This window comes from Actinoallomurus liliacearum, assembly GCF_039542035.1.
Lineage (GTDB): Bacteria > Actinomycetota > Actinomycetes > Streptosporangiales > Streptosporangiaceae > Actinoallomurus > Actinoallomurus liliacearum.
This window is the reverse complement of the sequence record NZ_BAABHJ010000002.1, coordinates 672,209-698,523: the sequence shown is the minus strand read 5'-3', so window position 1 is coordinate 698,523 and position 26,315 is coordinate 672,209. Positions and strand designations below refer to the sequence as shown.

The following is a 26,315-nucleotide window of genomic DNA, read 5'->3' as shown; positions in this document are numbered from 1 at the left end:
ACGGAGCATCCCAGGCCCTGTCATGAGGTGGTACGGCCGACCGGCGAGGTCCTTCGCGGCCGCGGTCGCGGTGGTGACCGCGGCCACCGTCGGGCTCAGCGGCGCGCTCGGCGGTACGGCCTTCGCCGGCGCGGGCGACGCCGCCGCCCCGGTCGTGACGCGCGCCGCCCTCGACCCGTCCCTCGTCACGGGCCGGGGCGCGAACGTCGACTTCGCCGAGCAGGAGGCGGAGAACGCCCGCACGAACGGCACGGTCATCGGCCCGGACCGCACCCCGTACACCCTCCCCTCGGAGGCGTCCGGCCGGAAGGCCGTCAAGCTGACGCCGGGACAGTACGTCGAGTTCACGCTGCCCGGCCGGGCGAACGCCCTCACCGTCCGCTACAGCATCCCGGACGCACCGCAGGGCGGCGGCATCACCGCGCCGCTCGACGTCTCGGTGAACGGCGCGAAGCGGAAGGCCATGACGCTGACCTCCCAGTACGCGTGGCTGTACAACCAGTATCCGTTCTCGAACGACCCGAACGCCGACCTGCTCCACCCCGACTGGTGGATCACCGAGTGCTCCTGCGTGCCCAACGCCACGACGCCGGCCCCGACGATCACCAAACCGTTCCGCCCCAGCCACTTCTACGACGAGCAGCGGCTCCTGCTCGGCCGCACGTACCACGCGGGCGACAAGGTGCGGCTGACGGTCCCGGCCGGGAGCAACGCGGCGTGGACGGTCGTCGACCTGCTGGACTCCCAGCTCGTCGGGGCGCCGCACGTCGTGCCCGGCGCGGCGAACGTGCTGGCGTTCGGCGCCGACCCGTTCGGCCGGCGGGACTCCGCGGCGGCGTTCGACAAGGCGATCGCCGTCGCCAAGCGGGCACGGCTCAAGGTCTACGTTCCTCCGGGCACGTACCAGGTCAACCGGCACATCGTCGTCGACGACGTGACGATCGAGGGCGCCGGAAACTGGTACACGATCATCAAGGGGCACGAGGTCGCCCTCGGCTCCCCGGCCCCCGACGGCTCCGTCCACACCGGCGTCGGCTTCTACGGCAGGGACGCGTCGGCGGGCGGCAGCCACAACGTCCACCTGTCCGGCTTCACGATCGAGGGCGACGTCCGCGAGCGCGTCGACACCGACCAGGTGAACGGCGTCGGCGGGGCCATGAGCGACTCGACGATCGACGGCCTGTACGTCCACCACACCAAGGTGGGCATGTGGTTCGACGGGCCGATGACGAACCTGCGGGTCACGAACAACGTCATCGCCGACCAGATCGCCGACGGTCTCAACTTCCATACCGGTGTCACGAACTCGGTCGTGGCCGGCAACTTCCTGCGCAACACCGGTGACGACGGCCTCGCCATGTGGTCCGAGAAGACCGCCGACGCCCGGAACACGTTCGACCACAACACGGTGCAGACGCCGGTCCTGGCGAACGGCGTCGCGATCTACGGCGGCGCCGACAACACCGTCTCGGGCAACCTCATCGCCGACCCGATCCGGGAGGGCAGCGCCATCCACGCCGGGTCCCGCTTCGGCGCGGAGGCCTTCACCGGGCGCCTGTCGATCGCGGACAACACGACGGTCCGCTCCGGGACGTACGACCTGAACTGGAAGATCGGCCTGGGCGCCGTCTGGTTCTACGCGCTCGAGAAGAGCATCGACGCGGACATCGAGGTGGTCGGGGACCACTTCCTCGACAGCACCTACAACGCGATCATGTTCGTCAGCGACTGGCCGGTCAAGGACCGGTACTCGATCACCAACGTCCACTTCAAGGACCTCCGGATCGACGGCACGGGCACCTCGGTGGTCAGCGCGCGGGCGGCCGGGTCCGCGTCGTTCCAGAACGTCGTCGCCCGCAACGTCGGCGCGGTCGGCGTCAACAACTGCGGGTCGTTCAACTTCCCGTCCACCGGCTCGGAGTTCACGCTGACGGATCTGGGCGGCAACTCCGGCGGCGGCACGACCGGCCCCTGGCTCGCGCCGTGGGAACTGCCGAACACCATCACCTGCGACGACCACCCGCCGGTCGTAGCGCCGCCGGCGCCGTCGGCCTGGTGACGATTCCGTCCGGGGGCCGGCGGCCGGTCACACCGAGGTGCGCGGGGCGAGCAGGGCGATCGAGGACCGCACCGCCACCTCGGTGATGTCGCCGATCCGGCCGCCGTCCTCGACGGTGGTCGCGGTGAGCTCGCGCAGCCCGCCGAGCAGCATGACCACGACCTGCCGCGACGCCGGCCCGGCCCCCGCGGCGCGCCACTCCTCGGTGTCGCAGAACGTCTGGATCACCGTGATGAACGCCTCCATCACCTCGCGCTGCAGGCGGCGCGCCGCGTCGCCGAGGGACGGCACGTCACGGATCCAGCTCAGCATGATGGCGGGCTCGGACTCGGCGCACGCGATCCACGTCTCGACCGCCTGCCGGACCTGGGTGGGCCAGGGGGCGGTCTGGTCGACGGCGGCCGAGATCTGCCGGATCATCTCGGCGTTGGCGGCGGTGAGCAGCGCGATGAAGCACTCCTCCTTGTCGGCGAAGTGCTCGTAGAAGGTGCGCCGTGAGGTCCGCGCGCGGCGCACGACGTCGGCGACCGTGGTGTTGCGGTATCCCTTCTCCACGATCGACGCGGCGAGCCCGTCGAGCAGCCGCCGGCGGAACCCGCCGGGGTCGTCGGAGGCGGTGGTCTCGGAGGCGGCGGGCACCCCCGCCTGCGCGCGCAGTCGCCGCACGGTCGTCACGCTGTCACCTCTCGTCGGGGCGAGCCCTTGAACCGGATGGTACATCGGCGTACCGTTTGGTACGGCCGCGTACCACGCGAGAGAGGTGCTTCTCCATGACGACCGTGACGCTCCCGCCGGGCCCGTCGTCCCCGCGGTTCGTGCAGGGCGCGTTCGCGGCGACCGCTCGGTCGCGCGGAATGCAACGGCTGCGCGCCCGTTACGGTGACGCCTTCACCGTCAACGTGCCGATCTTCGGCCGGGCGGTGGTCATCAGCGACCCCGCCGAGATCCGGCAGCTGTTCACCGAAGGTCCCGATCTCATCGAGAACGTGCAGCCCAACCTCGGGCGGGTGCTCGGTCCCGGCTCGCTCTTCGCCCTCATCGGGGAGGAGCACCGCAAGCAGCGCAAGCTGCTGGTCCCGCCGTTCCACGGGCGCCGGCTGGCGGCCTACGAGAAGATCATCGAGGAGGAGACCGTACGGGAGGTGGCGTCCTGGCCGGAGGACCGGGCGTTCGCGACCCTGCCCTCGATGATGCGGATCACCCTCAACGCCATCCTGCGCGCGGTCTTCGGAGCCGACGGCGCCGAGCTCACCGAGCTGCGGGCGATGCTGCCGCCGTGGGTCGCCTACGGCTCCCGGCTGGCCGTGCTGCCGATTCCGAAGACCGACCTCGGGCGGTGGAGCCCGTGGGGCCGGTTCCGGATCGCGCGCCGCCGGTACGACGCGATCGTCGACCGGCTGATCGACCGGACGGTGGGGGAGGACCTCGACGGACGCGACGACGTCCTCGCGCTGCTGCTGCAGAGCCGGTACGACGACGGCTCGCCGATGAGCCGCGCCCAGATCGCCGATGAGCTGCTCACCCTGCTCGTCGCCGGGCACGAGACGACCGCGACGACCCTCGCCTGGGCGGTCGAACGGCTCCGCCGCCATCCCGCGATTCTGCGGGACCTCGCCGAGGAGGCCGACGCGGGCGGCGGCGCGCTGCGCGAGGCGACGATCACCGAGGTGCAGCGCACGCGTCCCGTCATCGACCTCGTCGGGCGCCACGTCAGGGTCGACGGCTACCGGCTCGGACGGTGGACGCTGCCGAAGGGGTGCACCGTGCTGGTCGGCATCACCCTGTTGCACACCGACGCGTCGGTGTTCCCGAACCCGCGCGCCTTCGACCCCTCCCGCTTCCTCGACGCCAGGCCGGACCTCTACCAGTGGATCCCGTTCGGGGGCGGCCGGCGGCGTTGCATCGGCGCGGCGTTCGCGGGCATGGAGATGAACGTCGTCCTGCGCACCGTGCTGCGCGACTTCACGCTGCTGCCGACCACCGAGCCGGACGAGCGATGGCACTCGCGCGGCATCGCCAACGCCCCGGCCAAGGGCGGCCGGGCGGTCGTGCGCCGCCGGAACCCCCGCGCGGTGCCGTCCGCTCCGGGTGCGGCGGCTCGAACGGGGTCATGAGCGAGCGCGACGGCGGTCACGGCATTCTGGGAACGTCCGGGCTCAGCGCCGTCGTCAGCGGTGAGAGGGAGAAACACAGTGAAGGTACAGATCGACTCCGGCCGCTGCCAGGGACACGGCCGCTGCTACGACCTCGCCCCCGGCCTGTTCGGGGACGACGATGAGGGCTTCGGCACGGTCCTCGGCGACGGCACCGTGCCGCCGGACGAGGCGGAGGACGCGCGGCGCGCGGCCGCCAACTGTCCCGAACGCGCGATCGACCTGGTCGAAGGGGACTGACATGGCGGTAGACGACCGGTTCACCGAGGACTACCGGGATACGCGTGGGGACCAGCCTCTCGGCATCCGGAACGAGATCGTCACCGGCCCGGTCGGGGACTGGGCGACCGACTTCTCCCACATGGAACCGGAGTGGGCCGCGGACCCGTACCCGATCCAGGAGGACCTGCGGCAGCGCTGCCCGATCGCCCGCACGGAGCGGTTCGGCGGCGGATGGCTGCCGACGCGCTACGAGGAGGTCGCGGCGATCGCCTATGACACCGAGCGCTTCTCCTCCAGGTCGGTCGTCATGAGCAACTTCCGGCCGCCGCGAGAGATCGCCCCGATCGGCGTCGTGCCGCCGATCTCCTCCGACCCGCCGTTCCACCAGCACGCGCGCAAACTGCTGCTCCCGGCGTTCACCAAGACCGCCGTCTCCAGGCTCGAGCCGGGGACCCGCGCGTTCTGCCGCTCGCTCATCGACGCGTTCGAAGGCCGGGACGTCGTCGACGCCGCGCGCGACTACGCCCAGCACATCCCCGTGCGCGTCATCGCCGACCTGCTGGGCTTCCCCGAGGAGGAGGGGCCGCGCTTCCGGGAGTTCGTCGAGAACACGCTCGAAGGCGTCAACCTGCCGCCGGAGGAGCGGATCGCGCGGATGGACCGGCTGTTCGACTACCTGCTCCTCCAGATCCGCGACCACGTCGAGTCCCCCCGCGACGACCTGACGACTCATCTGCTGAACGCCGAACTCGGCGGCCGGAAGCTGGAGCCGTCGCACGTGGCGGGCACGATGGCGCTGCTGCTGATCGCCGGGATCGACACGACTTGGAGCGCGATCGGCGCCTCGTTGTGGCACCTGGCCAAGACGCCCGCGGACCGCGAGCGTCTCGTCGCCGAACCCGGGCTGCTGCCGACGGCGATGGAGGAGTTCCTGCGGGCGTACGCTCCGGTCACGATGGCGCGGCTGGTGAAAGAGGACATGCACTGGCACGGCGTGGACATGAAGGCCGAGGACTGGGTGCTGCTGTCGTTCCCCGCGGCCAACCGTGACCCCGCGCAGTTCGACCGGCCGGACGAGGTCGTCATCGACCGGGAGGTCAACCGGCACGCCGCGTTCGGTCTGGGCGTCCACCGATGCGTGGGTTCGCACCTGGCGCGCATGGAGCTGCGGGTCGCCCTCGATGTCTGGCTGGAGCGGATCCCGGCGTTCACCCTGGAGGACCCGGACGCGGTCACCTGGGCGGCGGGCCAGGTCCGCGGTCCCCGTACGCTCCCGGTCCGCATCGGCTGACGGCCGGGATCCAGGCACAGACCGGGCCGGCCGGCCCTCGGGGTGGTCCCGATGGCCGGCCGGGGTTGGTGTGGCTGGTCGTGTTCCTGTGGGGGAGGGCGGTCAGCCGTAGGCCTGCGCCCAGTACTCGACGGTGTGCTTGCGGTTGAGGTGGAACTCCGCGTCGTAGTTCTTGCTGCCGGCGTTGTTGACGCGGAGGATGAGGTACTTGCCGTCGCAGCGTCGGTGGCCGGTCTTGATGTTGTGCCAGCCCGTCCACGTGGCCCGGTACTGGAGCTCGACGTAGAGGGTCGCGTTGTTGCCCCAGCAGCGGGCTTTGACCTGCATCACCCGCCCGTACTTGCGGTTCCAGTTCCGCATCGCCGACCCCGTGAGCATGAACGATCCGTGCTTGAGGGTGTACCAGTGTGCGCTCTTGGCGGCCACCGCGGTGGCCTGGTGCGTGGTCGCGGTCGGTCGGGCGGCGGCGTGGGCCGGGGCGGCGGTGGTGGCGATGGTCAGTGCGGCCCCGGGACGGGACATGGCGGAATGGGAGGGGGAGCGATCTCCCCAAAGGCCGGCGCGCATACCTTCGGGCTGCAAGAGGGCGACGGCCGTACTCTCACGCCGGAGATCACCGCGCGCACGGAGGAGCGCCCGCGCGGCATCGTCGCGGACGGCCTTGTCCGGCCGCGATCAGCTCTTGTTCGAACAAAGGCGACCAGGTACAAACAAGGCGGCGCCCCGATATCGAACGCGTTCGCTCATCAGCCCCCGTCACGCTGGAGCCCCGCCATGCGTCGAATCCTCCGTGCCCTCATCGTGCTGGCCGTCGGTACGGTCGGCCTGAACCCAAGCCCTGCCACCGCCGCGACGCCGGTCGTCGCCACCCAGACCCCGCCGATGGGCTGGAACAGCTGGAACAAGTTCGGCTGCAACATCAACGAGTCCCTGATCAAGGGGATCGCCGACGCCATGGTCGCGGCCGGCCTGGACAAGCTCGGCTACAAGTACGTCAACATCGACGACTGCTGGATGGCCGGGACCCGGGACTCCGCCGGTCGTCTCCAGGCGGATCCGACCCGCTTTCCGTCCGGGATCAAGGCGGTGGCCGACTACGTCCACGGCAAGGGCCTGAAGCTCGGCATCTACGAGTCCGCCGGCACCGCCACCTGCCAGGGACTGCCCGGCAGCCTGGACCACGAGACCACGGACGCCGCCAGTTTCGCCGCCTGGGGTGTCGACTACCTCAAGTACGACAACTGCAACAACCAGGGGCGGCCCGCAGCGCAGCGCTACCAGACGATGGGCGACGCGCTGAAGGCCACCGGCCGGCCCATCGTGTACAGCCTCTGCAACTGGGGTCAGGACCAGCCGTGGATCTTCGGTCCGGCCACCGGCGGCAGCCTCTGGCGGACGACCGGCGACATCAGCGACTCCTGGGCGAGCATGACCTCGATCCTCGACCAGCAGGCCGGACTCGAGCCGTTCTCCCACCCGGGCGCGTGGAACGACCCGGACATGCTGGAGGTCGGCAACGGCGGCATGACCGACACCGAGTACCGTGCCCACTTCTCGCTCTGGGCGCTGCTCAACGCGCCGCTGATCCTCGGCAACGACCTGCGCTCGATGAGCGCCGCCACCAAGGCCGTCATCACGAATTCCGACGTGATCGCGGTCGACCAGGACTGGGGCGGTTCCCAGGGCCGCCGGATGCGCGACCTCGGCGGCGGCCTGCAGGTGTGGGCCAAGCCGGTGTCGGACGGCTCGGTCGCGGCCGTGCTCCTCAACCGGTCCGGCTCGACCGCGACCATCACCACGAGCGCGGCGGAACTCGGGCTGGGCGGGTCGAGCTCATACGCCCTGAAGGACCTCTGGAGCGGGGCCACCTCGACCAGTACGGGGAGCGTTGCGGCGAGCGTGCCGAGCCACGGCGTGGTGATGTACCGCGTCACCCGGACCGGGACTCCGCAGGCCGCCCGCCCCGCCGGCACCTACCAGGTGAGCGACCTCACCTGGCTGACATCGAGTAACGGCTGGGGCCCGGTCGAACGGGACGCCTCGAACGGCGAGCAGGCCGCCGGCGACGGGCACACCTTGACGATCGACTCCACCACGTACGCGAAGGGCATCGGCGCGCACGCCGACTCGGCCGTCCACCTGTGGCTGGGCGGATCCTGCAGCCGGTTCAGCGCCGACGTCGGCATCGACTCCGAGGTGGGATCGGGCCGCGGCAGCGTCCGGTTCGCGGTGTACGGCGACGGCCGGCTGCTGGGCTACAGCGACGTGAAGTCGTACGGCGCCGCCACCCGGCTCGTCGTGCCGACCGGCGGTGCCCGGACGCTCGAGCTGCGCGTCACCGACGCCCGCGACGGCGTCGACTACGACCACGCGGACTGGGGCGGCGCCCAGATCACCTGCGGTACGCCGGGCACCGCCCGGGACCTCTCGTGGACCACCGCGACCAACGGCTGGGGCCCGGCCGAACACGACCAGTCCAACGGCGAGCAGGCCGCCGGGGACGGCGGCGTCCTGACCGTCGGCGGCGCGTCGTACCCCAACGGCGTCGGCGCCCACGCGGCCGGGGACATCACCGTCAACGCGTCCGGTTGCACCCGCTTCACCGCGGCGGTCGGCGTGGACGCGGAGACCGGCGGGCGGGGCAGCGTCACGTTCTCCGTGGTCGGCGACGGCGTGACCCTGGCCTCGACCGGCACGCTCACCTCGGGAGCCGCCACGACGATCGACGTGGACGTCACCGGCCGTTCCACCCTGCGCCTGGTCACCGGCGACGGAGGCGACGGCAACACCTACGACCACGCCGACTGGGCGGGCGCCCGGCTCACCTGCTGATCGACGGCCGATCCGGCTCCTCGCCCCGCGCGGCGGCGGGGCGAGGAGCCCGGACCGAAGCCACCCGCGGACCGATCACGCCGCCCGCCAGGGCCGGTCCGGTGGACCGGCATCCATCGGACCGGCCCTACGCCGGCCACTCGGGGGCGCGCTTGTCCAGGAACGCGCGCATGCCCTCCCGCGCCTCGGGCGTCTGGCTCGCGGCCGCCATCACCTCGATCGCGTACGTGTACGCGTCCGCCTCCGGCCGGTCGAGCTGGGCGTACATCGCCTGTTTGCCGAGCGCCTTGCTGCGCGGGCTGCCCTGCGTGGCGCGCTCGAGCAGCTCACGGGTGGCCTTCTCCAGCTCCTCCACGGGCACCGCACGGTTGATCAGACCCCACTCGAGGGCGGTCGCGGCGTCGATGGCGTCTCCGGTGAGGGCCATCTCCATGGCCCGCTTGCGCCCGATGTTGCGCGCGATCGGCACCATCGGCGTGTGGCAGAACCAGCCGCCCTTCCCGCCGGGTGCGGCGAACCGCGCGTTCCGCTCGGCGACCGCCAGGTCGCAGGCGGCCACGAGCTGGCAGCCGGCCGCCGTCGCCATGCCGTGCACCTGGGCGATCACGACCTGGGGCACCGCGTGGATCGTGTCCATCAGCTCCCGGCACACGAGCAGGATCTCCCGGGTGGCGGCGAGGTCGGCGCCGGCCAGATCGGCGAAGTCGTGCCCGGCGGAGAACACCGGGCCGTTGCCGGCCAGCACGATCCCGCGCGCGTCGGTCTGCGCGACCTGCCGGAACGCCGCCGTCAGCGCCCGCATATGCGACAGTGACAGCGCGTTGCGCCGCTCCGGGCGGTTCATGGTGATGATCCCGAAGGGACCGTCCGTCTCGATGAGGACCTCGTCGACGCTCATGGTTCGAACGCTACGTCGCCGGCCCGCGTACGGCCACGCCGGGCACGACTCAGGGCGCGTCGCTTCCGGGCTGTACCGGTGCTCGCCCTCACGCTGAACGGGTGCGTCCGACGCCCGCATAGAGCCACAGGTCGTCCTCGCCATCACCCTCGACGCCGGGCTGCCATCTGAACACCGACACGAGCCCTGGCGGCTCCTGCTGCAAACCGTCGAAGAAGCCCATTATCTCTTCCTTCGTACGCCCGAACTTCTCGTAGCCCAGCGCCTCAGCGCACCGAGCCGTCTCAGGGCGTGCGACGACGTGTGAGATGGCGAGGTGACTGCCTGGCGCGATGGCGTCCCGAACGTGCGCCACGATCCCCGGTGGGTCATGATCGGCGGTCAGGAAGTGCAAGACGCCGATCATCAACACCGCCACCGGTTCGGTGAAGTCGATCAACCGGAGCGTCGCCTCGTGGTCGAGAAGACCCGCCGGGTCGCGCAGATCGCCCTCCACGACGGTCACCCGGCGATCGACCGCGAGCAGGGCCCGTGCGTGCGACAGCGCCACCGGATCGTTGTCCACGTAGACCACGCGTGCGTCAGGATCGACCCGCTGGGCGATCTCGTGGACGTTGTCCTCGGCCGGGAGACCCATCCCGATGTCGATGAACTGCCGGACTCCGTGGGCTCGGGCGAGGTGACGCACCACCCGTTTCTTGAAGTCGCGGTCGGCTTGCAACGCCGCAGGAGTTTCCGGCGCCAGCTCGAGCAATCGGCGGGCGATCTCGCGATCGACGGCGAAATGGTCCTTCCCGCCGAGGAGATAATTGCAGACGCGTGCAATGCTCGGTTCAGTGAGGAAATCGATCGGCTGCGGCCGATCGTCGACCGCCCGCGCCGTCGGGCGCCGTCCACCATGGCGATGGGGGGGTACGCGTGGCGTAGTCGCCAAGGCGCCCGGCCCGGATGCATTCTCTCGCTGGTTCACGCCCACCTCCGTCGGCCGTGGTCCGCACGACTCCATGCGCTTTCAAGCGCATGAGCACTGACTCTGACGACGGTAGAAGACGCGCTCGGGGATCAGCCAGGCTCAGGTTGCACAGTGAGCCTGCGACCGAGTGCCGGGATGCTCAGCCGGATCGGCGTAGACGCGCAGGGCGAACCACAGGTCGTAGCGCGCCGACGGGCCGTTGAGCAGGGACCGCCCGAGGACCTCCTCGATCCGGATCAGGCGTTTGCGCACACCGGGCGCCGAGATGCCGAGCGCGGATGCGGTCCGCTCCAGATGAGCGTTGTTACGCAGCCACACGCGCAGAGTCTCCAGGGCATGCTCCGAATCGCGCCTCGCCAGTGGGGACACCTGCGTCGCGGCCCAATCGCGCACTTCCGCGGTGTCGAGGATCGTTTCAAGGGCTGCTTCGTCAACGGCTCCTCCTGGTCCGCCGAGGACACGTAGCGCGAGATGCAGTTTCGCCTGCGTCTCGAGGTCGTCCAGGGAGAGGCCGAGGATCTTTTCGATGTGCCGGAGCCGGGCCGACAACGTGTTGCGATGAATCTTCAGCTGTCGTGCGGAGCCGCCGTAGAAGTCAAGCCACGACTGGAGAGTGGCGGTGAGTTCCGCCCCATCAGGATCTTGACTACGGTCAGGCCGGTAATCGCGAAGCGGCTCGAGCAGGGCTCTCGCCCACGCATACCCGCGAGGGCGTACCAGCGCCGCGAGGTCTCCCCGTACGCTGAAAGCGGCGTAGTGCTCGGATCTTCCCCGCGCGATCGCGAGGGCATGGAACGCCTGCCGGTAGCCGGACCCCAGATCCTGCAGCGGGACGGTGTGGCTCCGTCCGACATGGACATCCTCCGATCGGCCGGCGTGGCCGCGGAGCCTCTCATCCATGGCATCCGCTACCTCCTGAGCGGGCGCAAGCACGATGACGTGGTGGGTGTAGACGGGACACCGCACGATCCACGCCCTGCCCCGCGACGCGCGATCGCATTCGGCGACCGACAGGTCCCTGCCTTCCGCCGGGCACTCCACGATGTAGACGCGGATCTTCTCCGCGAGGCTCGGACCCACGGTCTCGGCGACGCGGCGTGCGGCCTCGAGCTGACCGACCATGAGGAGGTGGAGAACCACCTCGCGGATCTGCGCCTCCGCCTGGTCCACGTGGCGTTGCCGACGACCGGACTCCTCAAGGCGCCAGCGCAGCGAGAGCAGCCGTGACGCGTCGCCGATCAGATTCCGCACCGGTGCGGGGAACCGTTCGGACCGAGCCACGAGAAGCGTCGCGTCATGCGTACCGTCACCGATCGACTGAACATGGATCACACCCGCCTCGACGTCCGCTGCCGCGGCGTGGGCCTCCCCGCTGACCACGCGCTCAATGTCGGCTGCGGCTTGCTCGATCACGTTCTCCGGGAGTTCGGGGAAGGCGTGGCGGGGCATACCGGCGCGGTCGAGGAGGACGACGCTCCCTCCTACCCGCCGCCCGAGCCAGCGCATGAGACGCCTCAGGCCGTCCGGGCGGGTCACCTCCCGTTGTATCTCCCTGAGGTGATCGGCGGCGTGCTCACGCTCATTCCGGATGATGTCCGTGACGTCTGCCCATGCCCGGTACGGCTCACTCGTGGCCAGCATCAGCGGGGTTCCGCGCCCGTGCGCCCAGGCGGCGAGGGCCTCGACGTCGTACAAGCCCTCCCCGTCTGAGCCGACGGCGAGGACCACACCCCCGGCGTCCACTCCGCTCAGCCATCGCATGGTGTCCTCGGCGTACGCGGTGAGCCTTTCTTCCGTGAAGGGCAGGATCACGAGGACACGCCGGAGGATCTCCGGGTCGGCTCCGGCCCATATGGACAGATCCCCGCCGGCGGCTACGAGCGCGAACTCGATGTCCTCGGTCCTGCCGGGCTCGTTCGCGAGAAACCGCATCCCGAGGTCGGACCGACTCACGAGCGTGCGGAGCGTGGGCACCGGATAACCTCACCTGATCCAAAGACCCGCCGACCTGAATCAGCGTGGTTTGACCACAGAAGTCGGACCAGATTAGTGCCTGCCGCGAGGGTACGAGGTGTATTCGTAAACAGTCGTGGCAGGCCGGGGAACGGTCACCGGTGTGGGAGGGGTCCCCTCATACGGGAGGGGCGAGGTAGGGGAACTTCCGGCTCGGCGCTTCGGTGACGGCTCGGCTGTCGAGGCCGAGTGGAACGGCCCTGTTGAGCACCAGCGCGAACATCACCTCCGGCGCACAGTCGGCGAGGCCGCGACCGTTACGCCCTGCGAAGCCGAAACCGGCGGTCGTCCCGATCTCATAGCGAAGGATGTCAGGGAAGATCGCATCGACGACACGGCGTGCGTGCTCGGCAGGGTCATCGCTGGTGTGCGCCGCGGTGACGGCCTTGCTGACGAGGTCGTTCACGAGCGGGCCGTACAGTTCACGGTCCTCACTCGGCGGGGTGACGTTGTAGTCGTCCGCCTCCTGCGAGCCATCCGGATAGAAGATGGTGTTCACGAGTGGATGTGCGCAGCGGTTGATCTGACGCCAGCCGCCGGCGTCCGTCGCCAGAGCCGTCGTTCCCCAGAAGCCGATGGTCTTGGCCTCGAAGTCCTCATCGGGAATCTCCAGAACGATGGCGCTCACGTTCGTGCCGGCGAACAGGTTCGCCGACCGCTCATAGTCGATCGCGGCTGGATCGAACGGTGTTCCTTTCACCACGGCGTCTCTGACCGCACCGACCACGGCTCCGTAGATGTAGAAGGGATCCGCCGCGGGACCGGCCCAGATCCGCATGTTGCTCTCGGTGCCCAACTCCGTCCCGGTGCGGCCATGAGCCAGTACCGTCCCGGCGGCATCACGATTCCGCGCGTCCGCACCGTCGAGCCGCCGCAGTTCAAGGACCTGGTGACCGTCGGCGTCGAGGTCACCGAACGTGACACAGTAGGTGACATCCTCGACGGCATCTCCGTCGGTGTCGATCCTGAACTCATACCGGCCCTCCGGATGAAACGCTCCGGCGCCGGAAAGAGGGTTCACATTAATGACGAACGCTGTTCCTGTGGTGCCACGGAAAACATACACGTCGCTGATGTCGAGGCGTGGGTCCTCGCGTGCGAGCGGCGAGTCGAGATGATGGGACATCATTGGCTCCATCGATTGAGTGAACAGGCTTTGTTCCTGTTCCAAGGATGACTTCGTCGACAGTAGAAGCACCCAGGCGAGGACGGCCAGAACCGCGTCGCACAGTGGAGCACCGATCTGGTTACGAAACGCTGAGTCACCGTCAGTGACCGCCCGGCGGGTAACCGTTATGCCTGGACGCGCCGGTTCAGGTGCCGTGCGGCATGGCGTGAGGTCGACCGGCGTGCCCGTTCCTCACACTTGGCCGCTGTTCGATCTTCTCCATGAGTTCGGCAGCCCGGGCCTTGATGTAGGCGACTCCCTCTGCGCCCCAATTGCGGGGCCTGGTGTCTACGACGGCGACGGTGCCCAGGGCCAGCGTCCCGTCGATCAGCGGGGCGCCCAGGTAGGAGCGTGCTCCGATCGCCTCCACCACCGGATTGCCGGCGAAGATGTGGTAGTCCATTACTTCGTCCAGCGCCAAGGCGTGATTCCGTGCGATCACATAAATACAGTATCCGTGATCACACGCCATTATCCGGAACGGGTCGGCCCGCGGATCGACCCCCCGCTCGTGTGAAGAGGGGTACAACCCGGCGAAATACTGCCGCTCGGCGCCGATGATGTTAACCACGGCGAGTGCCACGTCCAGGTCCCTGGCGACGGCTGCGGCGAAATCGTCGAACTCCGGATCGGGCTCTTCCCGAATGCCCAGCTCCTGCAGCCGGGCGGCGCGAATCTGCGCATTCTTGTCGATGGGAGTCACGAGGCGGAAGGCGGGTGAAAAACTCATCGTGGATTCCTTGTCCTGATCATTCGGCGTTCCGGCCGCGTCTGCGGCGCGGATCAGCGATGGTTCACGCGGAAGGGGCATGTGCGGCGGTGAGCAGGTGCTGGACCAGGGATCGGAGGACCGACATCCCGGAGCGCGTGTCCCGGGCGTCGCACAACACGATCGGCACACCTCGACCGAGTTCGAGTGCGCCTCGCACCTCTTCAGGGTCGTAGCGGAACGCATCGTCGAACTCGTTGATCGCGATGAGGAAAGGAATGTTCCGGCGCTCGAAGAAGTCGACGGCGGCAAAGGACTCGTGCAGGCGGCGGGTATCCGCCAGGACGATGGCGCCCAGTGCCCCGGCGCAGAGTTCGTCCCACATGAACCAGAAGCGCTCCTGCCCAGGCGTGCCGAACAGGTAGAGCACGATGCCGTGCCGATCAAAGGTGATGCGACCGAAGTCCATGGCCACGGTGGTCGTCGACTTGTCCACCGTTCCGCTGAGGCTGTCGACACCCACGCTGGCCGCGGTGATCAGCTCCTCCGTGTTCAGCGGCTCGATCTCACTCGTCGCGGCGACGAAGGTGGTCTTTCCGACGCCGAAGCCACCCGCGATCAAGATCTTGACCTGGGTAGGGAACGCGTCAGATCCGTTGTAGACCATCGAGCAGCTTCTCCAATAGAACGCGGTCGGGGACGCCGGACGGGAGAGATGGAGCTCGGGTGGCGACGGCTCGGCAGTCCACGAGATCGGCGAGGAGGACCTTCGCGACCGCGACGGGAAGGCGCATGCGCGCCGCCACCTCGGCAACGGAGATCGGCGTGTGACACAGTCCGAGCACCTCGACATGCTCCAGGTCCAAGTCCGAGGTGGCCTGGCCGGTGGTGACCACCAGTGAGAGCAAGTCCAGTTCCACGGTCGGACGAGTGCGGCCCCCGTTCACCGTGTACGGACGGATCAGCGGGCCGGCCGCGTCATCGATCCAGACTTCGTCGTCACCGGCTTCCATGTTCATCGAGCCCGATCACCCGGGGGAGCGGCCGACGTGCGGGCCGCCGTGCCCAGGAAGGGCCGGACGGCTTTGATGAGCCTGGCCATTTCAAAACCGACTACGGCCGGATCCGCCTCCCTCTCCGCCAACACCGCGATGACCGAGTTGAAGCCTGCCCACGAGATGAACAGCTGGCTGGCGTGGAGTTCGGCCACGACCTGGCGGACTTCGGTGCCGCCATCGAATTTCGTACTGGCGCTCCGTGCCATGGAGAAGAGTCCGGAAGCGAGTGCCGCGAGGTATTCCGAGTTGGCGCGATCAAGACCGTGGGCGGCTTTTACCAGTCCGTCGGAGGACAACAGCACGCTGCCGCGAATGACAGGAACCTCCTGGGCCAAATCCTTCAGCAGCCAGGCGAGATCCGAAGACCGGTCCGGAGATACGGCGCTCAATGGATGCTCCTTATGAATTTGTGAGGTGGCTATGAACCGGTCTCGCCGGCCCCGTCGATCAAATCTTCTTCCTGGCCACTGAGCATTCCCTTCCGGAATGCCGCCATCAGCCCATGGTTGTGGCTGGTCTCCGCATCGTCGTCCCGGGGCGGGGGAGCGTTGAGGAGCTCGGGCACCAGGTTGGTCTGAGCGCGGCGTCTGGGCAGTTCCGGGCGTCGGTCGCCGCTCGCCGGAGACGCTTGGCCGAGTTGCCGTTCCGTCCGCCGTTCCGTCTGCCGGGCGGACCTGCTCACGGTCTGATCCCGCCACGGCTCGGACGGACCGCCCTGGCGGGCACCGGCGGCATCATCGTGAGCGCTCGGCGCCGAGGTCTGTACGGCGCCCGGACCGAAAGTGGAGGAAGACGACGACGCGGAGAGTCCTCGCCGTCCGTCGGGCGACGGCGCCGACACGGATCCAGCGGACTCGGGCGGCGCCGCCGGGTGGGCACCGATCCCCGGTACCTCTGAACCGATCAGCTCATTCGGGATCACGACGACCGCCTGCGTGCCGCCGTAGATGTTCGTCTGCAGCCTGACGGCGACTTTGTGTCGACGTGAGAGGGCGGACACCACAAGCAGTCCGATACGACCCTCCGCCACGAATTCGTCGGTGTCGACATCTTCCATGCCGGCGAGGAGCTCGTTCAGCCGGCGCTGGGTCTGCCGGGGTATGCCGAGACCGCGATCCTCCACCTCGATGGCCAGGCCGGCGGCCACGGCTTCCGTGCGGAGGTACACCTGCGTCTCCGGAGGCGCGAATCTGGTGGCGTTCTCGACGAGCTCGGCGAGTAGATGGATGACGTCCGCGACCGCGCCGCCGTCCAAAGTCCCCTCGACCGGCGGCACCACTTTGACCCGTCGATAATGCTCGACTTCGGCGATGGCCGAGCGCAGTACCTCGTATACGGTCACCGACCTGCTCCACTGACGCCGCGGAGCGCCCCCGCCGATCACGGCGAGGCTTTCCGCCTGGCGACGTATGCGGGTGGCGAGGTGATCGACCCTGAACAGGCCCTTGAGGAGCTCTGGATCCTCGACCCGGTTCTCCAACTCGTCGAGTCCCTGGATCGCCCGATGGGACAGTGTCTGCATCCGCCGAGAGAGGTTGACGAACACCTCGACCCGCTGCGCGGGACCGCCATGGGGTTTCCGATTCGCCACATCGATGAGGGCGTTCCACGCCTCATTCTGGGCTTTTCGCAGCTCATGCGCGAGGTGCATGACCGGGTCGGAGATCGCGGCAGGGCGGGGGTCGACGCCGCGTGGCGAAAGAGCCTCACCGGCCACGATTCGCTCTGTCAGGCCCCGCAGATCCTCCCGGCCGCGGGAGATCAAGAACGCCAGCTCGCCGAGTCGCCGCTGCACGTCCTCGAGCCCAGGAGACGGAGGTGCGGGCACCCGACGTTCCCGATGAGTCGCCATGTCCGCCGCGAAGGTTGCGCCGCACACGATGGTCACCGCTCCCGCAGCGGTGAAGATGAGTATCAGCCGAGCCTTCGGCGACGAAGATCCAGCCACCATCAGCCCCATCACCGCGACCAGTCCCACGCCCGCCATCAGGACAACGGGAAGAACCGAAATGCACAGGTGGACGGCATGGACGCCGCCCGGACGCCATTTACGGTGCCCGGACGGCCTCCTATGGTGCCCGGCGTCCTGGCGTTCGGGGACGGCAGAAGACGAGAGAGGATCAGACATCGGCGTCCTTGGTGCAGGGGGATCGGTTAACACAGGTCACCATACTGAGTCGTCTGCGCGCATATCCATATAATCCGAGTATCTGACTTGATACGGCATTCCATCGAGAGAGTAAATGGCAGGTGTTCATACGTCGTATAAGGCGACGAAAGGCCGAGATCCTTCCCGGCCGGCTCGGCACCTCTACCGTTTGGAGGCCGAGGGTGTGACCGGTCCAGTGTCGGCCACGACGATCTGGGTCGATGTAAAAGGCTGAACAGTCCACCATTGGATTGGCGGACGCCCATCTCGGCGAGAGCACAGTTTAATCCCCACTGGAAACGTCGCGGGTGTTTCGTTTCGCACAGTGCGGAGTGGCGGAGGTGTCGGATCGCACACTCACGGCTCGGTGCCGGACCATGACGCTCAGCGAGGTCGGTGGCGATGGACGGCCTGAAGTACCGGCGTGCGTGCCGGGTTCCGGTTCAGCGGGCGAGGGTGGCCGTGAGGACGCGGGGGGCGTCGGCGAGGACCATGCCGGCGGCGCCGCGGACCTCCGCGTGATCCCCGAGGCGCCCGCCGGTGACCCGGACGGACTCGGCGGCGGGGGCCAGCGCGTAACGGCGGATGGCACGGGTCATCGGCTGGAACAGGCGGTCACCCGCGGCCGCCAGGTCACCACCGACCACGATGAGCTCCGGATTGAGCATGGTGACGAGGTTCGCGAGGACCCGGCCGATCTCCTCGGCGGCGTCCTCCAGCGCGCGGACGGCGCCCCGGTCGCCGTTCTTGATGAGCGGAAGCAGGTCGGAGACGGCCACCGGATATCCCCAGCTCGTCTCCAGGAGACGGGCGATGGCGATCGGGCTGGCCACGGTCTCCAGGCAGCCGCGGTTGCCGCACCGGCAGACCCGCCCTTCCGGCGTCGCCCGGATGTGGCCGATCTCGCCGGCGAGGCCGCCGGCGCCGCGCAGGTGCCGGCCGCCGGAGATGATCCCGGCGCCGATCCCGGCCGACAACCGGATGTAGATCATGTCGTCGACGTTGCGGGCGGCGCCGTACATGCGCTCGGCGAGGGCTCCCGCGTTGGCGTCGTTGGCCAGCCGTGTCGGCAGGCCGGTACGCCGCTCGAGCTCGGCGCCGGGCTGCACGCCGACCCAGCCGGGCATGATCCCGTGCGCCTCCAGGACCCCATGGGGGTCGCGTACCGGGGCGGCGATGTCGACGCCGAGGCCGAGCACGCGCCGCGCCTCGACGTTCCGTTCCCGCAGCGCGCGGTGGACGAGGTCGGCGGCCAGGTCGAGCGTCTTGCCGGGCGCCCGGTCCACGTCCGTGGCGACGGCGTCGTTCCAGATGGGCGTCCCGCTCAGGTCGCACAGCGCGACCCGCACGTGTTGGTGGCCGATGTCGGCTCCGACCGCGTACGCCGCCGAGGCACGGACGGTGATGATCTGTGCCGGCCGGCCGGTGGGCCGTGCCTGGTCGTCCGGCTCGCTCTCCTCCACCAGACCGGCCGCCAGCAGGTCCGCGACGAGTGAGGAGACGGTGGCCCGGGACAGGCCGGTGACCTGGACCAGTTCGGAACGGCTCGTGCTCTCGGTGTCGAAGAGCGCCCGCAGGACCCGGAGCCGGCCCACCTCGCGCAGGTTCAGTGGGGTATCGATCGCTGACTCCTCGCACTTCATTCGGATTCAGGCCAATGAAGCTGTCCATAGGCGGACATTAGGTTGACTTGCGCTTAATGTCATCGTAACTATGGCGTGCGTCAGGTAACAACCCCGCAATGTACGCCTAAACCTGGCGATGCTGCGCTGTCGTGCACCGTACGCGGGAGTCGATCCGGTCGGGGGCTCGACCCACGAAGGGAGGACGGTGGCGCCGTCGGCGACGGCGCATGGTTCACCTCCGCCAGCTTCACGATCAGGAGTCACCCTGATGGCACAACCCACGTCCTCGTGGCGGCGCATCCTCGTGGCCGCCGCGTCCTCATTCGCCTGCGCGATCGGTCTGGCCGGTGTTTCGGCGACGCCGGCGCTGGCGGACACGACGCCGATCTACCTGGACACCCACTACTCCTTCGCGGAGCGAGCCGCGGACCTGGTCTCGCGCATGACGCTGGACGAGAAGGCCGCCCAGCTGCACACCAACGACGCCCCGGCGATCCCGCGGCTGGGCGTCCAGCGGTACACCTACTGGAACGAGGGCCAGCACGGCGTCAACACGCTCGGGGCGAACACGAACCACGGTTCCGCCTCCGGTGGTGTGCACGCCACCAGCTTCCCGACCAACTTCTCCTCGTCGATGTCGTGGGACCCCCAGCTGATCTACGACGAGACCACGGCGATCTCCGATGAGGCGCGCGGTTTCCTGGACAAGTCGCTGTGGGGCGTGGGGCAGAACAACCTCGGCCCGGACAAGAACGACTACGGCTCGCTGACGTACTGGGCGCCGACCGTCAACCTGGACCGGGACCCTCGGTGGGGCCGGACCGACGAGGCCTTCGGGGAGGACCCGTACTTCGCCGGGCGGATGGCCGGCGCGTTCGTCAACGGCTACCAGGGCCAGACACAGACCGGGAAGTCCACCACGCCGTACCTGAAGGTCGCCGCCACCGCCAAGCACTACGCGCTCAACGACACCGAGAAGGACCGCACGGGGATCAGCTCGGACACAGACGACCGGACGCTGCGGGAGTACTACACCGCCCAGTTCCGGGACCTGATCGAGAAGTACCACGTGTCCGGGCTGATGACGTCCTACAACGCCATCAACGGCACGCCGGCGGTCGCCAACACGTACACCGTCAACCAGCTCGCCCAGCGGACGTACGGGTTCGACGGCTACATCACCTCCGACTGCGGCGCGGTCGGCACGACGTGGCGTCTCCCACCGGGTGGGCATGACTGGGCGCCGCCCGGCTGGACCACCGACCATCAGGGCAACCCCACCTGGACCAACACCGCGACCGGGGCGAAGCTGTCCGGCCAGGCGGGCGGGCAGGCGTACGCGCTGCGCGCCGGCACCGACGTCAACTGCACCGGTGACGAGGCCACCGCGCAGAACATCCGGGACGCGATCGACGCCGGTGTGCTGAGCGAGGGCGTCGTGGACACCGCGCTGGTGCACCTGTTCACCGTCCGGATGGAGACCGGGGAGTTCGACCCGGCGAACCGGGTGGAGTACACCAAGATCACCAAGGACGTCATCCAGAGCCCCGAGCACCAGGCCCTGGCCACGAAGGTCGCCGACAACTCGCTCGTGCTGCTCAAGAACGACGATGTGCCGGGGACGAAGAACCCGCTTCTGCCGCTGAACGCCGCGAAGCTGAACAAGGTCGTGATCCTGGGCGACCAGGCGAACACGGTGAACCTGGGCAACTACTCCGGTGAGCCGACGCTCCAGGTCAGCGCGGTCAAGGGCATCACCACCGCGGTCAAGGCCGCCAACCCGGACGCCTCGATCGTCTTCGACGACGCCAAGACCTCGACGACGGCCACCACGCCCGCGGTGCTCAGCGAGCAGACCAAGGCCGACATCAAGTCCGCGGATCTGGTCATCGTGTTCGTCGGCACCGACCACGGCGTCGCCGACGAGGGCAAGGACCGGACCACCCTCGCCATCCCCGGCAACTACCACTCGCTGATCGACCAGGCCACCGCGCTGGGCAACGACAAGATGGCCCTGGTGATGCAGACCGGCGGCCCGGTCAAGATCGACGACGTCCAGGCGAAGTTCCCCGCGATCGTCTTCAGCGGCTTCAACGGCGAGAGCCAGGGCACCGCGCTGGCCGACGTGCTGACCGGCAGGCAGAACCCGGCCGGGCACCTGAACTTCACCTGGTACAAGGACGACTCCCAGCTGCCGGCGATGTCGAACTACAACATCACCACGGCGGGCACCGACGGGATCGGCCGGACCTACCAGTACTTCACCGGCACCCCGACCTACCCCTTCGGCTACGGCAAGAGCTACACCGGCTTCGCCTACTCCCACATACGAGCGAACGGCGCCTCGGCGAACGCGAACGGCAAGGTCACCGTCCGGTTCGATGTCACCAACACCGGCCACGTCGCCGGCGCCACGGTCGCTCAGTTGTACGCCGCGACCCCCTTCACCGTCCCCGGCATCGAGATGCCGGAGAAACGTCTCGTCGGTTTCAAGAAGACCGCGGTGCTGCGGCCCGGCGCCACCGAGCGCGTCTCCCTCACCGTGGACGTCGCCGACCTGGCCGTCTGGGACGCCAAGGCGATGCGCTCGTTCGTGCCGAACGGCACCTACCGGTTCCAGGTCGGGGCCGACGCGGCCGACATCGCCGCCGCGCCGGCGGTGAAGATCACCGGACAGGTCACCCCGAAGGTCCAGTACGTCACCGTGCAGCCCGAGTCGGTGCAGTACAAGGTCGGTGACACCATCGACCTGACCGGCAAGAACCAGTGGATCAAGGACGACACCGACCACAGCAAGGAACAGCGCAACCTCGACGTGACGGCCGACAACGTCGTCGAGGCCGTCAACAACGACCAGTCCTTCGTCGACCTCACCCACGCGAAGGTCCACTACGGCAGCAGCGACCCGCACGTGGCCACGGTCGACGCCGGCGGGCACGTCAAGGTGGTCGGCTCCGGCGTCACGACCCTCACCGCGAAGGTGGGCGGGGTCACCGGTTCGGCGGTCATCACCGCCAAGTACCCGTACTCGGTCACCGCGCCCTCGACGGTCGAACCCGGCGACAGCCTCACCGCCACGACGACGTTCACCAACTCCGGCCCGAACACACTGAGCGACGTGACGATGGCGCTCACCACGCCGAACGGCTGGACCACGGAGGCCACCTCCCCGGCCACGTTCGCTCACGTCGCCGCCGGCCAGACGGTGAAGACGACCTGGGCGGTCAAGGTCCCGGCCGACGCCGCCCGCAACGGCTACGACCTGCAGGCCAAGGTCACCTACACCGACAAGGGCGGCGAGCGGAGCGGGGACGCGGCCACCAACGTCGGGATCCCCTACGCGTCCCTGGCCGCCGCCTACAACAACACCGCCATCAGCGATGACGCCCGGCCGTCGGAGGGCAATCTCGACGGTGGCGGCCTCAGCCTGTCGGCCCAGGCACTCGCCGCGGCAGGCATTACACAGGGCGGCAAGGTCACCCACGGCGGGTTCACCTTCACCTGGCCGGACGTCCCGGCGGGCAAGCCGGACAACGTCCTCGGAAGCGGGCAGGCGTTCGATTTCTCGGGGTCGGGGTCGGGGTCCCAGCTCGCGTTCCTGGGGCTGGCGAACAACGGCACTGCCTCGGGCAGCGGGCTGATCACCTACACCGATGGCACCACCCAGCCGTATTCGATCAGCTTCCCCGACTGGTGGGCGAGCGGCGGGGACACCGTCGCCACCTTCCCCTACATCAATAACCAGTCGGGGAAGCAGAACCAGACCGTCCACCTCTACATGTCCACCGTCAAGTTGCAGGCGGGCAAGAAGGTGCAGTTCATCACCCTGCCCAACGTCAGCACGGGCGGCAGCGGCGCCAACGCGATGCACGTCTTCGCCGTCGCGACGGACGGTTAGCGGCCAAGGGGCGGGCGGTCGGCGGGCCACCGTCGACCGCCCGGCCCCGTCGTGCCCGTCGCGGTCACCTTCTCAAGAACCACCTCGCGTGCTCCCCGGCGAGTGACGCGGGCGATAGACCAGGAGGCTCGTGGTGCGACCACGAAGCGGCAGATGGAACGGGCTCGGGATCGCGGCGATGGGACTGGCGGTGTGCGTACTGGGCGCCCCGTCCGCGGTCGCGGTCACCCCCGCACGATCGGGACCGGCCACGCTGGTGTCCGATCCGACCGACTACGTCAACCCGTTCATCGGCACCAAGAAGGGCGTCGACTGGGAGAACACGTTCCCCGGCGCGACCGCGCCGTTCGGGATGGTGCAGTTCAGCCCCGACACGCCGTCCGGGCCGACCGGCTACTCCTACACCGATGACGCCATCAAGGGCTTCAGCCTCACGCACTTCTCGGGTGGCTGCTCGTCGTTCGGCGACGTCCCGATTCTGCCGGTGACCGGCGCGGTCGGAACGAACCCGGCCGGGCGCACCGAGCACTTCTCGCACGACGAGGAGCACGCCGCGCCCGGTTCGTACTCCGCGCGGCTCACCGACTCGAACGTCCAGGTCGAGCTGGGCGCCACCGAACGGACGGGGATCGCGTCGTTCCGCTACCCGGCCGGGAGCCAGGCCCAGGTGCTGGTCAAGTCGGGCACCAGCCTCGGCGGCGACCTGGCCGCCGACGTCAAGGTGGTCGGCGACCGTGAGCTGGTGGGCACGGCCACGGCACACGGGCTGTGCAACAACTCCAAGTACACGGTGTACTTCGACGTCACCTTCGACCGGCCGTTCACCGCGCACGGCACCTGGCAGGGCGGCACGGTCACGCCCGGCTCGTCGAGCGCGACCGGCTCCGGCTCCGGCGCCTACCTGACCTTCGATACGTCCGCCGACAGCACGGTGACCGCCAAGATCGGCCTGTCGTACGTCAGCACCGCCGGCGCGGCGAAGAACGCGGCGACCGAGATCCCCGGCTGGAACGCCGCGCGTGTCCAGAACGACACGCGCGCGGCGTGGCGCACCCTGCTGCGCAAGGTGGCCGTCGGCGGCGCGTCCGCCGACGAGCTCACGCTCTTCTACACCTCGCTGTACCGGTGCTTCCAGGCGCCGAGCGTCTTCAACGACGTCGACGGCCGGTACATCGGCTTCGACGATGTCATCCACCGGGTGCCCGCCGGCCACACGCAGTACGAGATGTTCTCCGACTGGGACATCTACCGGTCGCTGGCGCCGCTGCAGGCCATGCTCTACCCCGACCGCGCCGGGGACATGGCGAACTCGCTGCTGCGCGACGCCGAGCAGCAGGGCGGCTGGTGGCCGAAGTGGCCGGCGCAGAACATGACCGGCAACGTGATGAACGGCGACAACGGCGTGCCGCTGTTCGCCCAGTACGTCGCGTTCGGCGCCAGGGGCGTGGACGTCGCCGGCGCGCTGCCCATCATGAAGAAGGGCGCGACCCGGTCGCAGAAGGTCGGCTGGGGCTGGGTGGAACGGCCGGGCGTGGAGGACTATGTCCGGCTCGGCTACGCGCCCAATAACGCCGACTCCCAGGGCGACCACGGGTTGCAGGGCGCCTCGGAGACCCTCGAGTGGGCGATCGACGACTTCGCCATCTCCCGGCTCGCCGCGGCGATCGGCGACCCCGCCACCGCCACCGAGTACGCCGAGCGCGGCCAGAACTGGCAGCACATCTTCGATCCGAGCACGGGCTACCTGCGGCCGCGCGATGACTACGGCGCCTTCCCGGCCGGTCCCGGCTTCCAGAAACCGCCGGCCGGGGTGTTCGGCCAGGACGGCTACGACGAGGGCAACGCGGCGCAGTACAACTGGCTGGTCCCGCAGGACCTCGCGGGTCTCGTCACCGCGATGGGCGGCAAGGACAAGGTGATCCCGCGGCTGGACGATTTCTTCAGCGAGCTGAACGCCGGCGGCAACGACCCGTACGACTGGGCGGGCAACGAGATCGACACCGCCGCGCCGTGGGTGTACGACTACGTCGGGCAGCCGTGGAAGACCCAGGAGGTCACCCGGCGCATCGAGACCGAGCTGTTCACGACCGCGCCGGACGGGCTCCCCGGAAACGACGACCTCGGCGCGCTGTCCTCCGAATACGTGTGGGCGGCGCTCGGCATGATGCCGGTCACCCCCGGCACCCCGACCCTGGCGCTGAACAGCCCGCTGGTGAAACGCGCGGTGATCAGCCTGGGCACCGGCCGGAAGATCACCATCGACGCGCCGCGGGCCGCCGACGACGCGCCGTACGTCACCGGCATGCGGTTGAACGGCCGACCGCATGAGTCCACCGGTCTCCCCGCGTCGTTCGCCACGCGCGGCGGCACGCTGGACATCGACCTGTCCACCCGGCCCGACACCCACTGGGCCACCGGCGACAAGGCCGCACCCCCGTCCTACCGGGCCCATGAGGTGCCGGCGATCGGCTACCTCACCCCGACCGGTACCCAGGTGACCCGCGGCGGCACGAGCCTGCCGGCCACGGTCGGCGTCTCCGCGCTCGCCGGGCACGCCGGCAAGGTCCGCTGGACCGCCACGTCCGATGTCGCCGGGGTGAGTGTGACCCCCTCGTCCGGCACCTTGGACCTCACCCACAGCGACGCCGCCCACGTGCCGGTGACGATCGCCGTCGCGCAGGGCACCGCGTCGGGCTACCACCCGGTCACGGTGACGTTCCACGCCGCCGACGGGACGGCGCTGCCGGGCGGGGCCGTCGTCGTCACCGTACCGGCGGCCGACGGCGCCGCCACCGCCTGCGACACGCTCGGCGCCACCGACACCGAGTGCGGGCTGCGGCTGCGCGACAACGGCGACGGCCACACCACGCCCGTCACCGTCGGCGGCCGCTCCGGGCGCTCCACCACGGACGGCTCACCCTACGAGTACTTCGACGTCGACAACACCATCGTTCCGGGCGGCCACTACACGGCGACGGTGACGATCGACTACTACGACCACGGCACCGGCAACTGGAGCCTGCAGTACGACTCCACCGACGGCGCCTACAAGCAGAGTCCGTCGATCGCCAAGACCGGGACCGACACGTGGAAGACCGCGACGTTCACCGTCGACGACGCGGCCTTCGGCAACCGCGAGAACGCCGGGTCCGACTTCCGCCTCGCCAACGGCGGCGACGTCGGCACGATCGGACGCGTCCACGTCACCGTGACCGGCGACAACGTCCTCGCCCTCCACCTCTGCCCCGACGACAAGTGACATGAACG

The 26,315-nt window shown here is 69.2% G+C and carries 19 protein-coding genes; 7 read left to right on the top strand and 12 right to left on the bottom strand.

The window, feature by feature from the left end:
* Nucleotides 1-22: 22 nt before the first annotated feature.
* A complete protein-coding gene (locus ABD978_RS05810) occupies nt 23-2,059 on the top strand; it encodes a glycosyl hydrolase family 28-related protein (RefSeq protein ID WP_345349476.1) in 2,037 nt (678 codons plus the stop codon).
* A 27-nt stretch (nt 2,060-2,086) separates the two neighbouring features.
* Here the strand turns inward: ABD978_RS05810 and ABD978_RS05805 are convergent, their stop codons facing one another.
* Nucleotides 2,087-2,734, bottom strand: coding sequence for a TetR/AcrR family transcriptional regulator (locus ABD978_RS05805; RefSeq protein ID WP_345349473.1), 648 nt, complete (start codon nt 2,732-2,734; stop codon nt 2,087-2,089).
* A 95-nt stretch (nt 2,735-2,829) separates the two neighbouring features.
* Between ABD978_RS05805 and ABD978_RS05800 the strand changes: the two genes are divergently transcribed.
* The 3 genes from ABD978_RS05800 (at nt 2,830) to ABD978_RS05790 (ending at nt 5,725) form a co-directional block, all read left to right on the top strand.
* Nucleotides 2,830-4,173: a cytochrome P450 gene (locus ABD978_RS05800; RefSeq protein WP_345349470.1), complete on the top strand. Its 1,344-nt coding sequence runs from the start codon at nt 2,830-2,832 to the stop codon at nt 4,171-4,173.
* Nucleotides 4,174-4,251: 78 nt separating this feature from the next.
* On the top strand, nt 4,252-4,452 hold the full coding sequence (locus ABD978_RS05795; protein WP_345349467.1) for a ferredoxin: 201 nt from the start codon (nt 4,252-4,254) through the stop codon (nt 4,450-4,452).
* Between the two features lies 1 nt (nt 4,453).
* On the top strand, nt 4,454-5,725 hold the full coding sequence (locus tag ABD978_RS05790) for a cytochrome P450 (RefSeq protein ID WP_345349464.1): 1,272 nt from the start codon (nt 4,454-4,456) through the stop codon (nt 5,723-5,725).
* Nucleotides 5,726-5,827: 102 nt separating this feature from the next.
* Here ABD978_RS05790 and ABD978_RS05785 read toward each other — a convergent pair whose 3' ends face one another.
* Nucleotides 5,828-6,247 carry a hypothetical protein gene (locus tag ABD978_RS05785; protein ID WP_345349460.1) on the bottom strand — a complete coding sequence of 140 codons (420 nt, stop codon included), beginning with the start codon at nt 6,245-6,247 and terminating at the stop codon, nt 5,828-5,830.
* Nucleotides 6,248-6,499: 252 nt separating this feature from the next.
* On the opposite strand from ABD978_RS05785, the gene ABD978_RS05780 reads away from it, so the two are divergent.
* The gene (locus ABD978_RS05780) at nt 6,500-8,557 is read left to right on the top strand and encodes an NPCBM/NEW2 domain-containing protein (protein WP_345349457.1); all 2,058 of its coding nucleotides are present in this window, start codon (nt 6,500-6,502) and stop codon (nt 8,555-8,557) included.
* Nucleotides 8,558-8,684: 127 nt separating this feature from the next.
* Here the strand turns inward: ABD978_RS05780 and ABD978_RS05775 are convergent, their stop codons facing one another.
* The 10 genes from ABD978_RS05775 to ABD978_RS05730 all read right to left on the bottom strand — a co-directional run bounded on the left by ABD978_RS05775 (nt 8,685) and on the right by ABD978_RS05730 (nt 19,168).
* Nucleotides 8,685-9,455 (bottom strand): enoyl-CoA hydratase-related protein, encoded by a 771-nt coding sequence (locus ABD978_RS05775; protein WP_345349454.1) that lies wholly within the window; start codon nt 9,453-9,455, stop codon nt 8,685-8,687.
* A gap of 88 nt (nt 9,456-9,543) precedes the next feature.
* On the bottom strand, nt 9,544-10,425 hold the full coding sequence (locus ABD978_RS05770) for an SAM-dependent methyltransferase (protein ID WP_345349451.1): 882 nt from the start codon (nt 10,423-10,425) through the stop codon (nt 9,544-9,546).
* 102 nt (nt 10,426-10,527) lie between these two features.
* The gene (locus ABD978_RS05765; RefSeq protein ID WP_345349447.1) at nt 10,528-12,240 is read right to left on the bottom strand and encodes a helix-turn-helix domain-containing protein; all 1,713 of its coding nucleotides are present in this window, start codon (nt 12,238-12,240) and stop codon (nt 10,528-10,530) included.
* A 319-nt stretch (nt 12,241-12,559) separates the two neighbouring features.
* A complete protein-coding gene (locus ABD978_RS05760) occupies nt 12,560-13,612 on the bottom strand; it encodes a DUF4331 family protein (protein WP_345349444.1) in 1,053 nt (350 codons plus the stop codon).
* A 142-nt stretch (nt 13,613-13,754) separates the two neighbouring features.
* A complete protein-coding gene (locus tag ABD978_RS05755) occupies nt 13,755-14,339 on the bottom strand; it encodes a GAF domain-containing protein (RefSeq protein ID WP_345349441.1) in 585 nt (194 codons plus the stop codon).
* 64 nt (nt 14,340-14,403) lie between these two features.
* The gene (locus tag ABD978_RS05750) at nt 14,404-14,985 is read right to left on the bottom strand and encodes a GTP-binding protein (protein WP_345349438.1); all 582 of its coding nucleotides are present in this window, start codon (nt 14,983-14,985) and stop codon (nt 14,404-14,406) included.
* A complete protein-coding gene (locus ABD978_RS05745; RefSeq protein ID WP_345349435.1) occupies nt 14,966-15,337 on the bottom strand; it encodes a DUF742 domain-containing protein in 372 nt (123 codons plus the stop codon). Before ABD978_RS05745 ends, ABD978_RS05750 begins: the two co-directional genes overlap by 20 nt.
* Entirely contained in the window at nt 15,334-15,765 is a 432-nt protein-coding gene (locus tag ABD978_RS05740) for a roadblock/LC7 domain-containing protein (protein WP_345349432.1), read from the bottom strand. The genes ABD978_RS05745 and ABD978_RS05740 overlap by 4 nt, the downstream gene beginning before the upstream one ends.
* Before the next feature lie 29 nt (nt 15,766-15,794).
* Nucleotides 15,795-17,354, bottom strand: coding sequence for a sensor histidine kinase (locus ABD978_RS05735; RefSeq protein WP_345349429.1), 1,560 nt, complete (start codon nt 17,352-17,354; stop codon nt 15,795-15,797).
* 614 nt (nt 17,355-17,968) lie between these two features.
* The gene (locus tag ABD978_RS05730) at nt 17,969-19,168 is read right to left on the bottom strand and encodes an ROK family transcriptional regulator (RefSeq protein ID WP_345349426.1); all 1,200 of its coding nucleotides are present in this window, start codon (nt 19,166-19,168) and stop codon (nt 17,969-17,971) included.
* A 250-nt stretch (nt 19,169-19,418) separates the two neighbouring features.
* On the opposite strand from ABD978_RS05730, the gene ABD978_RS05725 reads away from it, so the two are divergent.
* A complete protein-coding gene (locus ABD978_RS05725; protein WP_345349423.1) occupies nt 19,419-23,048 on the top strand; it encodes a glycoside hydrolase family 3 C-terminal domain-containing protein in 3,630 nt (1,209 codons plus the stop codon).
* Nucleotides 23,049-23,181: 133 nt separating this feature from the next.
* Nucleotides 23,182-26,307 (top strand): GH92 family glycosyl hydrolase, encoded by a 3,126-nt coding sequence (locus ABD978_RS05720; RefSeq protein ID WP_345349420.1) that lies wholly within the window; start codon nt 23,182-23,184, stop codon nt 26,305-26,307.
* Nucleotides 26,308-26,315 lie beyond the last annotated feature (8 nt).